12 protein-coding genes and 1 tRNA gene are annotated in these 13,413 nt (G+C 66.3%); 5 read left to right on the top strand and 8 right to left on the bottom strand.

What is annotated here, in order from left to right; genetic code table 11:
• Positions 1 to 276: 276 nt before the first annotated feature.
• Positions 277 to 528, top strand: coding sequence for a hypothetical protein (locus ACGFZ2_RS05150; RefSeq protein WP_393450468.1), 252 nt, complete (start codon positions 277 to 279; stop codon positions 526 to 528).
• Between the two features lie 856 nt (positions 529 to 1,384).
• Here ACGFZ2_RS05150 and ACGFZ2_RS05145 read toward each other — a convergent pair.
• The 4 genes from ACGFZ2_RS05145 to ACGFZ2_RS05130 all read right to left on the bottom strand — a co-directional run bounded on the left by ACGFZ2_RS05145 (position 1,385) and on the right by ACGFZ2_RS05130 (position 4,057).
• Entirely contained in the window at positions 1,385 to 1,711 is a 327-nt protein-coding gene (locus ACGFZ2_RS05145) for a GAP family protein (protein WP_393450465.1), read from the bottom strand.
• Entirely contained in the window at positions 1,712 to 2,023 is a 312-nt protein-coding gene (locus ACGFZ2_RS05140) for a hypothetical protein (RefSeq protein WP_393450462.1), read from the bottom strand.
• A gap of 462 nt (positions 2,024 to 2,485) precedes the next feature.
• Positions 2,486 to 2,836, bottom strand: a complete 351-nt coding sequence (locus ACGFZ2_RS05135) for a hypothetical protein (protein ID WP_393450459.1) — start codon at positions 2,834 to 2,836, stop codon at positions 2,486 to 2,488.
• Between the two features lie 48 nt (positions 2,837 to 2,884).
• Entirely contained in the window at positions 2,885 to 4,057 is a 1,173-nt protein-coding gene (locus tag ACGFZ2_RS05130) for a tyrosine-type recombinase/integrase (protein WP_393450456.1), read from the bottom strand.
• A 309-nt stretch (positions 4,058 to 4,366) separates the two neighbouring features.
• On the opposite strand from ACGFZ2_RS05130, the gene ACGFZ2_RS05125 reads away from it, so the two are divergent.
• Complete coding sequence (locus tag ACGFZ2_RS05125) at positions 4,367 to 4,783, top strand: GntR family transcriptional regulator (protein ID WP_393450453.1); 417 nt, start codon at positions 4,367 to 4,369, stop codon at positions 4,781 to 4,783.
• Positions 4,784 to 4,865: 82 nt separating this feature from the next.
• Positions 4,866 to 7,724 (top strand): GatB/YqeY domain-containing protein, encoded by a 2,859-nt coding sequence (locus ACGFZ2_RS05120; protein ID WP_393450450.1) that lies wholly within the window; start codon positions 4,866 to 4,868, stop codon positions 7,722 to 7,724.
• Between the two features lie 136 nt (positions 7,725 to 7,860).
• Here ACGFZ2_RS05120 and ACGFZ2_RS05115 read toward each other — a convergent pair whose 3' ends face one another.
• Positions 7,861 to 8,394 carry a hypothetical protein gene (locus ACGFZ2_RS05115; RefSeq protein ID WP_393450447.1) on the bottom strand — a complete coding sequence of 178 codons (534 nt, stop codon included), beginning with the start codon at positions 8,392 to 8,394 and terminating at the stop codon, positions 7,861 to 7,863.
• A gap of 627 nt (positions 8,395 to 9,021) precedes the next feature.
• Positions 9,022 to 9,105, bottom strand: a tRNA-Tyr gene (locus tag ACGFZ2_RS05110).
• A gap of 148 nt (positions 9,106 to 9,253) precedes the next feature.
• On the opposite strand from ACGFZ2_RS05110, the gene ACGFZ2_RS05105 reads away from it, so the two are divergent.
• Positions 9,254 to 9,748 carry a YajQ family cyclic di-GMP-binding protein gene (locus ACGFZ2_RS05105; RefSeq protein WP_393264969.1) on the top strand — a complete coding sequence of 165 codons (495 nt, stop codon included), beginning with the start codon at positions 9,254 to 9,256 and terminating at the stop codon, positions 9,746 to 9,748.
• A 472-nt stretch (positions 9,749 to 10,220) separates the two neighbouring features.
• Here ACGFZ2_RS05105 and ACGFZ2_RS05100 read toward each other — a convergent pair whose 3' ends face one another.
• Entirely contained in the window at positions 10,221 to 11,483 is a 1,263-nt protein-coding gene (locus ACGFZ2_RS05100; protein ID WP_393450444.1) for a multidrug effflux MFS transporter, read from the bottom strand.
• A 75-nt stretch (positions 11,484 to 11,558) separates the two neighbouring features.
• On the opposite strand from ACGFZ2_RS05100, the gene ACGFZ2_RS05095 reads away from it, so the two are divergent.
• On the top strand, positions 11,559 to 12,002 hold the full coding sequence (locus ACGFZ2_RS05095) for a MarR family winged helix-turn-helix transcriptional regulator (protein ID WP_393450441.1): 444 nt from the start codon (positions 11,559 to 11,561) through the stop codon (positions 12,000 to 12,002).
• Between the two features lie 102 nt (positions 12,003 to 12,104).
• On the opposite strand, the gene ACGFZ2_RS05090 is transcribed toward ACGFZ2_RS05095, so the two are convergent.
• Positions 12,105 to 13,364 (bottom strand): MFS transporter, encoded by a 1,260-nt coding sequence (locus ACGFZ2_RS05090; protein WP_393450438.1) that lies wholly within the window; start codon positions 13,362 to 13,364, stop codon positions 12,105 to 12,107.
• Positions 13,365 to 13,413 lie beyond the last annotated feature (49 nt).

Below are 13,413 nucleotides of genomic sequence, written 5' to 3'. Positions count from 1 at the left end.
GCGCCCACCCAAGGGCGTGCGGGGCGATTACGGCCGCCAGTTGTGTGCTTTCGCGCCGGATTTACAGTTTTGCCTGTTCTCAAGGTCTTCGATGAAGGTCCGCGTAGATCAGGGTCGCTTTTCTCCCCCGCTGTTCGGTTCGGGCCCCCCGCGTGCCCGTTGCGTGCCCCTTCTGAGGTACCGGCGGCCCGACGTGCCCGATCGCACCCCGATGATCAACCCCTACGGGGGTTGCCCCAGGTCGTGAAGATGAGCGGACCACGCAAAGGAGCACTCATGGCGGACCCGCCCAAGCATCCAGTCGAACAACCGGTCTTCCGGTCGCTGATGCTGACCTCCCTGTTGCTCGGCGTAGTGTTCGTGTGCGCTGGCCAGTCCGTTTCGGACGGGAGCTTCCTGAGCGGGGTCATGCTGCTGGCGGCGCTGTTCTTCGCCATCTTTGTGGTCTCGTTCGGCCTCTACTGGCTGGCATGGGTACTTAGGGAACATGAACTCTGGCGCGAGGGACGCCAAGGCCAGGAGGAATAGGCCAGGGTTACCTTCCGCACGCTGCGCCCCGAATTCCGGTCAGGATCCCTGGGGCAACTCGCGGGAGGGCTTGGTCTTACCCGCGTGGCTGTTGCGGGCCAGGTTGGAAGCATCCCTGCCCGTTCGTGCCCTGTCGAAGAAGGCAGCCACCTCGGCATCCCGGCCGTCAACCGCTCGCGCCGAGTAGTGACGCTGGCGTTGGAGTGACCGAGCCGGCGGGCGTCAACGAGGACGCCGTGAGAATCAGCGACCCAGCTACCGTGCGTCGCCCGGAGGTCGTGCGGGATGAGGTTGGTCAGGCCAGCCCGCTCCACCGCGCGATCAAATCGGCACTTCCAGCCGTTGTAGCTCTGCGGCCGGCCGGCGGTCCGCTGCTGTCGGCCGGAGAAGAAGAAGGGGTCCGGGTCCTGGAACAAATCGGCCAGGTGCTGTCGGAGCCGGTTGACCACGAAGGCCGGCAGGGCGAGTTCCCGCCGCTGGTGACTTTTGGATGTCGATCATCGGGCCGAGGGGGAGCTGGGCAACCGACTCGGCGACGGTCATGCGGCCGTCTGCCGCGTACGACGTACCGGCGCCGCAAGCAGAGCGCTTCCCCGATCCGCAATCCGCCGTAGGCGAGGACCAGGACCAGGAGGTCATCCGGCGGGGAGATCCGCGCGGAGCACCTCGCCGGTACCACAAGGGCTCCAGCCTCCCCGGACGGCCTACGACTGCCCGACGAGGAGATCCGCCCAAACAGCCGCGCTACATCCTCCGCGACGTCTTCACGACACGCGCCCGCATGAACTTCCGGGCCGATACATCAACGAAGGTGCGTGCCAGCCCGCTCGGCGATTGACGCCCAAGTGAAGGCGGGTCACTTGAGCAGATCGGACACGACGATTGCCGTGAAGATCAGGATGACTGCCTCGCTAACTAGCCACGAGTGTTCGTTGGCCCAGTCCCGGATCTTTGGCAGCATCACCACTGCGCGCTGACCGAGCGCGAGCAGGACGAGCAGCGGCAACGCCAGCAACAGCAGCGTCAAAACGAGGAACGGCAGCAGGTGCCACCAAGGCTTGTCATGGCCGGCGAGGCTTCCAGCGACCGCCACCATAGTGGCCTCGTCGCTGGGCATGGCGATGAATAGCAGAAAGCCCAACCCAAAGGCGAAGCGGGGGCTGGCCGCCTGCAACTTGCTCATCTACTTCGGCGGCTGGCTCCGCTTGCGGCGGGCGAAGACCATCACCATCAGCGCCAACAGCACGGCCAACACCACCCAGTCGATCAGGTGACGAGTACCTTCGTGCTTGCCCTGGCCGCCCCCCGTGCCCCGGACGGCGTGAAAGACGAAGTACCAGACGGTCAGCCCGATGAGCATGGCGAGCCCGGCCCCAACCACATAGGCGAGCGAACTGCGCTTCGCCTCCCGGCTGGAGGCGAGGAAGACGGCACTGATGATCTGCGGACCGGCGATCATCACCACCGCGAGCAGCAGGACGCTCAGCAAGTTCACGGTTTCCCCTCTCGGCCTCATCGGTTCCGAGCGGAGCCCGTTCCGGACGTCGTTTGCACGATCAGGTCCGGTGGCCAAGTTCGTGCCGGATGACGAGGAACTTGAGAACCCGGCATGGACGAATGCCCCGGACCGAGAATCCCGCCAGCCGACGATGGTCGGGCAACCCCAAGATCAAACGTGCCCGTTGCGTGCCCGATCGGCCGGTCGGGCTGGGGCGACAACGGTCAACCGCGACAGGAGACGACAAAGGCCCCTGACCCGCGTTTCGCAGTTCAGGGGCCTTGCCGTTGCCTGGTGGCGGGTAGAGGATACGAACCTCTGTAGCTTTCGCGACGGATTTACAGGGCATCCGCGATCTTGCCCCCGGCAAGCATCCTGAGCTGCTGCTTCTCCTTCACGAGCTGGCCGCTGATGCTCGACCGCCCACCATCTGCCCACGCCCACTGGAGCCGCGGCTCCTTAGTCGTCCCGCGGCATCGGCCACACGTCCCGGGAGTCGTTGAAGGCGCCTCCCGACGGCGGCTCGACCGTCAGTGACTTCAGCGCCACCGGCAGAGAGGCAGCACCCCGTCTTGTCGCCCGCCAGAACCCAGTCGCCAGGCGTACTACTGCGAGCGCAGCCGCCAGGCCCAGCCTCGACACCGCCACAGTGGCTCGCCTTGCTGACCGCAGCGGCTCCGACTGCGTGTCCCTCGGCGAACGGACGGCAGACCAAGCCAGCAAAACCGCTACTGCGATCACGGCGGCAATGATCGACAACGGAAGCCACAGATAGAGGATGACGGCGACCAGGACGGTGAAGATGTTCACAAGGCCCAGAATGCGCCGATCGGACGTCAGACGGAAGCGAGACGAGCATCATCCGAGCGCGTCGCCGATCTTGTCGTTCATGGTGTTGTCTCCCCCGTCGATGCAGTTGGCGTAGACGCGGAGCAGGACGGCGACGCCGTGGCCCAGGCGTCGGGCGACCTCGGTCGGCGGGACGCCGGCATTCAGCCAGAGCGAGGCCGCCGCGTGCCGCAGGTCGTAGGGACGGCGCACGAGGGGCGAGGCAACCTGGGATTCGGTCAGCGCCCGCTCGCGAGCGAGCTTCCACCACCGGTCGTAGACCGACTCGGAGAGCGGCCCGCCGTGCAGGCCCCGGAAGAACCGACCGTCTGGGCCGACGCCGTGGTTCTCGACGTGCGCGCACAGCAGCTCGACGAGCCGGGGCGGGATCGGAACGGTTCGGGTTTCCTGCCGGCCCCGGTGCTTGAGACCGCGCCGCTCGTGGGAGCCACCGTCATCGGTCCAGTGCGACCCGGCGCGCGGGGCAGTGCCGGCGAGCACCAGGCGACCCCAGCGGTATTCGATCTTCTCGTGGTCACACGACCCCGAAGGCTTGACCGCCGCCAGGTCGTCGAAGTCGGTCCCGCAGCCGAGGCACCGCCCGGGAAGGTCGCAGTCCTCCCGTCGCAGGTCCGCCGCTTCGGAGGGCCGCATGCCCGCGTAGTAGAGACAGGCGAAGAACGCCGTCACCTTGTCGGCCCGTTTGCCGAGAGATTTCACCGCCTCCAAGAGCGTGGCGACCTGGGCCGGGTTCGCCACCACCCGCCGGTCGATGGACTGCGCGACCTCAGGGGCCGTCCACTGGACCCGGTCGACCGGGTTGGAGTCGATCAGCTCCAGCTCGACGGCGTACCCGAGCGCGTTGTAGAAGGTGGCCCGCTTGCGCTGAACGGTGGAGGCCGCCGCGGGCTTGCCGTCGAGGCGTACGCACAGGCTGTCCAGGACGCGGCGGACCATTGCGGGCGAGTCCAGCTCGACAACCGGCAGCGACGCGGTTTCCAGCCAGGCCAGCGCCGCCGCGTGCTCGGCCGGGCTCTCCTCGGACCAGCGACGCGGGTTCAGCCCGTAGAGGTACAGCGCCTCACGGAGCAGGGCGTCATCCGGTCGGCCCCGCTTCGTCGGCCGGGTCAGGGTCACCGTGATCGACGTCAGCGCCTCGACGATCGACCGCCGGGTCTTGGCTGCCGCCCGGGGCCACTTCATCTCGACGTATGCGCGGCTGTGGGCGTACCAGGTGGTGGGGTTCTTGGTTCTGGCCTCGGAGACCGGGCGCCCGGTGACGCAGACGGGTCGGGTATCGCCGAGCCAACTTGTCCGCGCGGCTACCGCAACCGGTCCGACAGGACGCCGCGCGTCAGGTGCGACCAGGATTGGCGCGACACCACCCCTGATACGAGCCGTCACCCCGGCCGCACACCAGGAAACGTATCTACAAGTGGATGAGTTGTCTAGACGTCGAAACATGTCGTTCGGTTGGCACTTGGTAAGACAAGTGCCAGGTACGGTGAGCACGTGCCCACCCTGCACTACGGACAGCCCCGCTATCGCTTGATCGCCGACGAGCTCAGAGAACGCATCCAGAGCGGCGCCATCCCGCCGGGTGCCCTCTTGCCGACCGAAAGCAAGCTGGTCATCGAGTTCCGAGCTAGCCGCGGCACCATTCGCCAAGCGATCTCCGTCCTGCGCCAGGCCGGCCTCATCTCCACTGAACACGGTCGAGGTAGCTCGGTGAAGGCCCCTGCTCGCAATCTAGAGCCCGAAGGGGTTGAATCACACACGCGAGAATGCCTTGTCGCTGCCGATACGGAGCTAGCAGCGCTCTTCGCCGTTCAGGTAGGAGCGGCGTTAATCCGCACGGAGACCGTCAACAGGCGGCATGGAGTCGTCGATTCTGTAGTAAGAACGTACAGGCCAAGCGACGCAGGATAGTAGAGCTACAAATTACCGGCTCATCGCCGTTGCCGCATTGCGATCGTCACTGCGAACCTAGACGGATACGGAGGAGATGGAAATGCCGGCACCTCAGACCGATCTTGGCCACATCCTCGATGAACGCGAGGTGGTGACCGCAATTGGCGGACCTACAGCCGAGCTAATACTTGCGGCGGATGTGAGCCAGTACAGCGGGAACTCACCCACTTTGGTGGATCGACCCGATCACTTGCCAACGGACGATGAGTTGAGGGACTTCAGGGAGTCCTGCGACGCCTTTTTGGCACAGTCTCAAGCCAAGCTCACGGCATCATTGAAGGATACAACCCCCTACAGTTGCATAAGCTTGGCGATCCTTCTGGGTCAGGTCACGCTGGAACACAACGCTGTTACCGCCTCACCGAACGCGTTCTCATTCGAGATCGAGCTAATCTCCACCCTGGAAAGCAGAACCAACTGGTCGTCCTCTTTTCTCACCGATGACCCCCAAGCAACTATCGATGCCCTGATAGCCGCCCGGCAGATCAACATTGCCTCACATCTTCAGGTGATGGCCAAGGGATTGCTGGACGGCCCCGCATCTCCAAACAACCTAGGTCTCGCATTCCGCATCGAATGGCTATCCGGAAGGGGTCGTTCGATCACCGCCTTTGATCTTAGGTATCTAACAGCGCTGAAGCGGCGAATGGCCGAGCATGGCATCGAAGCTTACGACCCGGAACCGGCGGTTTCCCTTATTTCACCCTTCGTAGAGCGGTGGGCTAAGGTAACCGACAAGGCGATGAAGATCCTCGGCCCTGGCAGCTATATCACGCAAATTATCAGAAGTCAGTCACTCTTGCCAAACAAGCCAGACCGACTATCCGCTGCCGAAACCAGCGCACTACGTAAGCTGCTCCCGGCCCTATCCTTAACTGAGGACCAGATACTCCAAACACGCGAAGAACCACACCGGGAGCAGGTTAGGTACTGGCTTCAGGCTTTAAGCCTGGAGCCAGGATACAAGAGGTCGAAAAACCGAGACATCAACGCGCTGGTTGACGCAGAGCTCAAACATCGTCCGTTCGTTAGAAGCGGAAGCCGGATCCTCCTCGCCTTGTCACACCGACTTGCGACCGACTTCTCCGCACTTTACGACTCCGCCATAGCTCGGGAACACGGAGAGAAATACTTCGCAATTCGGGCAGCAGAGGTCGAAGAATCATCGCTACAGGCGGTAAAGCTTCTAACTCCCGGATGCCGACTCTTGTCGGGCGCAACGTATGCAAGCGCGGACAGAAAAATTCAAGGCGAGGTCGATGGTGTCGTTCTTTGGGAGGACGTTTGCTTTGTACTTGAGGGTAAGGGGGGATACCTCTCTACGGCCGCACGCAAGGGATCTACGGAGGCCGCAATGGCGGACCTGAAGCAGACAATCAGCGAGGGGTACTTCCAAGCGACGCGCTTCCTGCGGGTTCTCGATCGTGACGGATCAGTCACGTTGACGGAAAAAGACTCGACGCCGGTGACCATCTCCGCGAAGGAGGTCAGGAAGGCCTACGTTTTGCTGCCAACAGCGGACGATTTAGGGCAACTTGCGACACGACTAGACCTCCTCTGGCGCACGAGCCTGCTCCCCGATAAGGCCACTCCCCTCATTGCCTCCATTCAGGATCTACTACTGATGGCGGAGGTGCTTCAAACAGGAGAAAATTTTGTTGCATATCTGGATTTTAGAGAGGAGGTGCTTCTGAACCACTGGATTGAGGTTATTGACGAGCTAGAGATGCTCGGAGCCTTTGTCGGAGGGGTAGATGTCGTCGGATCAGGCGTTTGGGGACTGCGCCAGGAGGGCGTATCCGGCGACCTAAATGCAAAGTGGAATAAGCACACTCTTCACATCGCGCCTGTACAACAGGAGAGGCACATTAACCCATGGGTCGCACTGAAGTATGGAAAGAGCTTTGCCGGCAATCCATCCATCTCCCCGCCATCGCGCCACGGGCCACGGGGAAAGCAGGTCTTGGGAAGGATCAGGACTACCAGCAGGGGCCTTGAATCGACCGTCAGAGCAACGTGTCTCGATCCTGATCTCTTGATCGTTCTGCTCTCCACGTCTCAACTCAGTTACCTGAAACGTATCGACATCCGAAAGCATAATGGCATTGTGGCAGTCACCTACGCGCCTAGCCTAGGCTTGGACAAGGCCCGAAGGGATCATCGCGTAAAATCTGCCGCCAAGTCTGCTCGTTATATTGTTTTCATGGAAGAGCCACTTGACCGCTCTCCTTACATTACTCTTGTCGAGATCGGGCCTGGTAACGCGAGTTTCAAGTCACCCAGAGCGAACCTTTGCATACGCTCTAATGTAAACACAAAAGATGGCTGGTACGAGCGATTCCAAGACAGACGCAATAAAGCATTCGACAAGGCAACTGTCGCGGGACTAGAGGCAGCCGGCGTCCCTCGCGACATGGCCATCGGGATCGACCGAAGTGGCCTATCGAAACGCATCCTCGCGGCAATGAAGTTGAAGGGCGACCCTGCACGGATAGCCTCACTATGGCTGTCTCACCTCAAAGAGCTGGCTATCGTTCTTGAAGTCGAGCCTGCACAGCTTCCTATCAGCGATGGAGCGGTCGTTAACTTGGCCGAGCTAATCCGGCGGAAGGCCCTCCTCCCCCAGCAAGTCCGGGCAGTCGCCGAAGAGCTCGCAAGGGGGAGAGATTCTTTAGAGGAGATTGTTAAGCGAGAACGTGCTTCAAAGTCGGCAGATACAGGTCTGATCAACTCGGTCATTGTAGCGGTCTTCGAGGCAAACCAGGACGTTGTCGATCAGGCCAGGCGCGGCAAGCGAAAAGGTACCAATTTTTTGATGGGACAGATACTTAAGGAGCTACAGGGCAATGCAATGCCCGACGATGTGCTTCGACTTCTTAACGATGCGCTTAACAAATGAACTACAAATCTACCTATGGCCCTTCTATGCTAACCGCCATGCCTAGTCCCAGCACATGCTTGACAGATCCATCCCAGGACATGCTTGACGGCTGGTCTAGAGAAGCGGGGAAGGACCGCCACACCTGAGACAGTGGTCAGTCGGCCTGCTCGGGTGGGAAGTCGTCAGCGAAGGCAGCGTCGGCGGCTGCCGAAGGCATGCAGGCGTGCTCGTGGGCCCAAGTGCTTGCACCGTGCAGCACGGGATCGGGGCCATCGTCGGTGACGAAGGTGAAGTCGACGCGTTGAGGCAGGGTGCGCAGCCCGCACTGTCCCTCGATCGGCTTGAGCGGCTCCCAGTGACAGTTTGCGGCGGCCAAGGCGTCGGTCACCTGAACGAAGGTCAGTCGTGAGGGCAGGGCGATGACCTCGCCCGACCGCGCTTCGCTCGGCAGCTCGACCGTCCGTCGCCAGGTCTGGACCATCACGGAGGTGATGATCCGGCAGCGGCATACGACGAACTCGACGTCACCATAGGAGTACAGGTGCGGCCACCTGCTGCGCTTGTCGATTCGCCCGATGTCCCACGGCATGCCGTAAGCAGCAGCGACACCTCGTAAACCGGCGCCGGGATGAAGAAGGCCGACCCGGCCAGTTGCGCCGAACTCTGCCAGGACGTCGAGCGCCTCCATGTCACCGACCTCCCCGCGGTAACGGTCTTCCTAGCTCAGCAGGCCACCCGACCAACCTGTATGGATCTTGTCAAGCATCTGGTGGGACGCGAGTGTCAAGCATGTGCCGTGACACGACATAGGCCAACCACCATCACTGCCGATTCCTTCTATTCTGGATCAAGGCGCCGCGCTCCGCGCGGCGCGGGGGCGGTAACCCGGCCGGCGGCAAACCGCCCCGACCGCCTTCGGCGCCGGGGCGGAGAGCCACCGACTACCGCCGGACCGCCGCCCCCAAGAACGGCACGATCACCGCCAGGCGGTACGGAAGCCGAACGGGTCGACCTTGTCGAGGGTCGGGGCTTCCGGCTGCCGCGCCAGTCCAACCCCGGGACTGGCTTGCCCTCGGCCTACCTCCCGTAGCCAGCGACACGCCAGCGCGGAGCCCTCAGCCGGTCCCTACGCGCACGGCCCGCGCCAGCCCGGCAAGCGCCACAACACCAACAGGCGCAGCCCCAGAGGCAAGATCGACCCGCCCACGATCTGCCCACAACCAGTCGTCAACGGCTGGACGCAGCCGGACTCGGCCAGACAAACGACAACGGCCCCCGATCAGCATTCCTGCTGGTCAGGGGCCGTTGGTGCTCCTGGTGGCGGGTAGAGGATTCGAACCTCTGTAGCTTTCGCGACGGATTTACAGTCCGCTCCCATTGGCCGCTCGGGCAACCCGCCAGGGCACCCCACCGCGTCGTAACGCGGTAGCGGAAGCAAGGATAGCGGCTCCCCCCGGCAGGAGCGCAACCGGGTACCGTCAGGGGGTCGTACCGCTGGTCAGCGGGGGACACAGGACCACAAACCGCCGGACAGCAGGAGCATGAGCATGGCAGCGAACCCGTCGTTCGACATCGTGAGCAAGGTCGAGCGCCAGGAGGTCGACAACGCCCTCCGCCAGGTGGAGAAGGAGCTCGCGACGCGGTTCGACTTCCGGGGCACCGGCGCCGAGATCTCCTGGTCCGGCGAGGAGGCGATCAGCCTCCAGGCGGAGACCGAGGAGCGGGTACGGGCCGCGCTGGAGGTCTTCAAGGAGAAGCTGGTCAAGCGGAACATCTCGCTGAAGTCGCTGGACGCCGGCGACCCCCGCTCGTCGGGCAAGACCTTCAAGATCGACTGCAAGGTCATCCAGGGCATCGACTCGGACAAGGCCAAGGCGATCAGCAAGAAGATCCGCGACGAGGGCCCGAAGGGCGTCCAGGCGCAGATCCAGGGCGACCAGCTCCGCGTCACCGGCAAGAAGAAGGATGACCTCCAGGCCGTCATCGCGCTGCTCAAGGGCGAGGACTTCGGCGTCGCCCTCCAGTTCACGAACTACCGGTAAGCCTCAGCCGCCCTGGCTGATCATCAGGTCGTCGACCTGCTGCGGCCTGGCAGACGTCGTTGCCGTCGGTCGTCGTTCGGTATTTCCGTCTGATGGCCGGCGGCCCGGCGACGGCCTGGACCTCTGCGGTCGGGCTCCGTGGTGCTCGCCCGGTGCCCGCCGGTCGTCGAAGGGGGCTGTCAGACTGGCCGCCGATTCGACCGGGCCGATGTGGAGTGGTCGATCCATGGGGTGCTGTCGTTCCGGGTGACCCCGGAGGAGCCGGGCCGGGCGCCCCGGAGTGGGCCGCGGAGCACGTGGTCGACGACGAGGATCGGCCGGTTTGCTGCCTCGACAAGCCTGGGCCGGCCTCCAGTTCCTGCTGGACGGGGCAGAGGTGGGGGTCGACCTCTACGCGTCGGGCGGCGCCGCGATCCGGGACTTCACCTTCTGACGCCGCCACCCACCACCGCCGGAACCGGCCCCGCCATGCTCACAGGCTGCCCTCGGCAGAGGTCGCCGTGGTGGACCGGCGCGGGCGGGCCAGGGTGAGGACGACGGCGAGGGAGGCAATCGCCGCACCGGTGATCACCACGGCCATCGGGACGGCGCTGCCCTCCCCGCCCAGCCCGACCAGCGGCGCCGCTGCCGCCCCCACCACCGACTGGATGGCGCCCAGCAGGGCGGCGGCGGTGCCGGCGTGGGCGGCGTGCCGGTCCAGGGCGAGCGCGGTGCCGTTCGGCGTCACCATGCCGAGCGATCCGACGAAGACGAACAGGGCCACCGCCACCAGCGGCAGGGCGTCGAGTAGTGCGCCCGCGAGCACCGCGGCGGCGGCCAGCACCCCCACCCCGAGCGGCCCGATCAGCAGCCTGCGGGGCTCGAAGCGGTCCAGCAGGCGGGCGTTCGCCTGGCCGACGGCGACCAGGGCGAGCGCGTTGACGCCGAAGATCAGGCTGAACGTGCCGGCCGAGACGCCGAAGACGTCCTGGAAGACGAAGGACGATCCGGAGATGTAGGCGAACAGTCCGGCGAAGGCGAGGCCCTGCGCCAACGCGTACCCCAGGAAGATCCGGTCGGTGAAGAGCGAGCGGCCGGCGGCGGCCGTGGCGGCGAGGCCGCCGGTGCTGCGCCGGGATGCGGGCAGCGTCTCCGGCAGCCGCCACGCGACGGCGGCGGCGAGCAGCGCGCCGATCACCGCGAGGGCGACGAAGACGGTACGCCAGGAGCCGAAGCGCAGCACCAGGCTGCCGAAGGCCGGCGCGGCCATCGGGGCGATGCCGAAGACCAGGGTGAGCCGGGAGAAGTACTTCGCTGCGTCCCGGCCGGCGTAGAGGTCGCGGACGACGGCGCGGGCGACTACCACGCCCATGCCGCCGGCGAAGCCCTGCGCGAACCGCGCCGCGGCCAGGGCCTCGGCCGACGGCACGGCCGCGCAGAGCAGCGACAGCAGGGTGTACGCGCCGACGCCCACGAGCACCGGTCGGCGCCGGCCCCAGCGGTCGCTGAGCGGGCCGGTGACGAGTTGGCCGAGCGCCATGCCGATCAGGCAGGTGGTGAGGGAGAGCTGGATCTGTGCCTGGCTGGCGGCCAGGTCGCGGGTCATCTCGGGGAACGCCGGCAGGTAGGTGTCCAGGGAGAGCGGCCCGAACGCGGTGATCGTGCCGAGCAGCACCAGCAGCACCGCGGCGGCCCGTCCCGTCGGCACGGCGACGCGCTCGTCCGGGCGTACGGGCGGCGCGGTGGCGTGCGGCATGGCGGTCCCCTCCGTGGCGGCGGCCCGCATACGATAGCTCTGCCAACAGAGTTGTTGAAGCGGGGAGAGTGTCCTGTGACGGACGAGACGGTGGACCAGCTCAGCGGAGCCCTCGGCGATCTGCACCGGGTGCTGCGCCGCGCGGCCAGCCAGCGGGCCGGCAGCGTCGCCCTGCCGGACGCGCAGGTGGAGGTGCTGCGGCTGGTGCAGCGGCAGCCGGGCGTCGGCGTCCGTGAGGCCGCGGAGCGGCTGGGCACCGCGCCCAACACGGTCAGCACGCTGGTCGGTGAGCTGACCTCCGCCGGGCTGCTGCACCGGGACCGGGACCCGGTCGACCGGCGGACCGTCCGCCTGGAACTGACCGACGCGGCGCGGGAGCGGATCGCCGCGTACGGGCGGCACCGGCGGGACCTGCTCGGCGCCGCGCTGGCGGGCCTGGACGACGCCGACCGGGAGGCGCTGCTCGCCGCCGCGCCGACGCTGCGTCGCCTCGCCGACCGGATGACGCAGCAGCGCTGACCCCGCCGGCGGCCGGGACAGCCGGTGCCGGGACAACCGGCGGCCGGAACAGCCGGTGCCGGAAGAACCGGTGACCTGAACAGCGGCGGCCGGTGGTGCGGGTCAGGCGGGCACGAGATCCTCGGCGCGTACCGCGGTGGCCTCCGCGCGGGCGATGGGGCCGGTGGGCAGGGCCGCGATCCCGGCCCCGACGGCGACCGCCGCCCCGGCGAAGAGGAACGCCCACGGCACCCCGCCGGCGTGGTCGACGATCAGGCCGGCCACCGCGCCGCCGGCGGCGCTGGCGCCCACCGACATGGTCACCACCCAGGTGTACGCCTCGTTGAGCATGCTGGTCGGCGAGATCCGGCCGACCAGGGTGTTCTCCAGGGTGAGCGCGGGCGCGATCGTGGCGCCGCCGATCACCAGGGCGGTGCCCAGCGCCGCCGGGGTGGGCATCACCGCGAAGACGGCGAAGCTGCCGGCCACCGCGGCGAGCAGCAGCGCGAACTGCCGGGTCATGTTCCGGGCCGGCTTGCGGACACCGAACCAGAACCCGCCTACCGCGCTGCCGACGCCCCAGACTGCCAGCAGCACGCCGGCGAGGCTGTCCGGGTCGTCGGAGGTGTAGTCGGTCGCGAACGCGGGCACGGTCACGCCGGCCGCGCCGAAGGCGATGCCGAGGCTGGCCACGCAGAGCAGCAGCGCCGGGAAACCGGGGGCGCGCAGCGGCCCGAGCCCCCTGGTGTGGTGCTCGCGCGGGTGCGGCTGCCACCCCCGCATCACCCGGCCCAGCGCCACGGCGGTGGTGCCGACGAGGGTCACCACGGCCGAACCGACCAGGGCGGCCCCGGCGTCGGCGACCAGGATGAAGCCGGCGACCAGCAGCGGGCCGAGCACGAAGACGATCTCGAAGAGGGTGGTCTCGGCGGCGAGCGCGGTGTTGCGCAGCTGTCGCCGGCCCGACGCGGGCGAGGTCAGGTCGTTCCAGGCGCCCCGGATCGCGGCGGTCAGCGGCGGGTACGTCGCCCCGGCCACGCCGGAGGCCACGAAGACCAGCGCCAGGCCGCCGGCGTCGGCGCGGGCGGACCAGAGCAGGCCGATCAGGGCGAGCGGGTGGGCGACCGCCGTGCCGAGCAGCACGGGGCTGGGGCCGATCCGGTCGGCGATCCGGCCGGCCACGGGGCTGAGCGCGGCACCGGCCAGGGCGTAGATGCCCCCGGCGACGGCTGCCAGCGAGTATCGCCCGGTGACCTGCTCGACGACCAGCAGCAGCGCCAGCGGCGTCATCCCGATCCCGAGCCGCCCGATGATGCCGGTCACCAGCAGCATCGGTGCCCCGGGGATCCGCCAGACGCCCAGGTACTGGCGCAGTGCGGCCACGGTCGACCTCCAAGGGAGTGTAATGAGCGGGAACCCCTTCCGACCCTAA

It is taken from the genome of Micromonospora sp. NPDC048063, assembly GCF_043202855.1.
Classification (GTDB): Bacteria; Actinomycetota; Actinomycetes; order Mycobacteriales; family Micromonosporaceae; genus Micromonospora.
This window is presented reverse-complemented; position numbering and strand designations above follow the sequence as displayed.

Bases quoted from the DNA above. Each gene is read 5' to 3' on its own strand.
- ACGFZ2_RS05150 (WP_393450468.1), top strand. From the start codon at position 277: ATGGCGGACCCGCCCAAGCATCCAGTCGAACAACCGGTCTTCCGGTCG.
- ACGFZ2_RS05120 (WP_393450450.1), top strand. From the start codon at position 4,866: ATGCCGGCACCTCAGACCGATCTTGGCCACATCCTCGATGAACGCGAG.
- ACGFZ2_RS05115 (WP_393450447.1), bottom strand. From the start codon at position 8,394: ATGGAGGCGCTCGACGTCCTGGCAGAGTTCGGCGCAACTGGCCGGGTC.
- ACGFZ2_RS05145 (WP_393450465.1), bottom strand. From the start codon at position 1,711: ATGAGCAAGTTGCAGGCGGCCAGCCCCCGCTTCGCCTTTGGGTTGGGC.
- ACGFZ2_RS05130 (WP_393450456.1), bottom strand. From the start codon at position 4,057: ATGAAGTGGCCCCGGGCGGCAGCCAAGACCCGGCGGTCGATCGTCGAG.
- ACGFZ2_RS05105 (WP_393264969.1), top strand. From the start codon at position 9,254: ATGGCAGCGAACCCGTCGTTCGACATCGTGAGCAAGGTCGAGCGCCAG.
- ACGFZ2_RS05100 (WP_393450444.1), bottom strand. From the start codon at position 11,483: ATGCCGCACGCCACCGCGCCGCCCGTACGCCCGGACGAGCGCGTCGCC.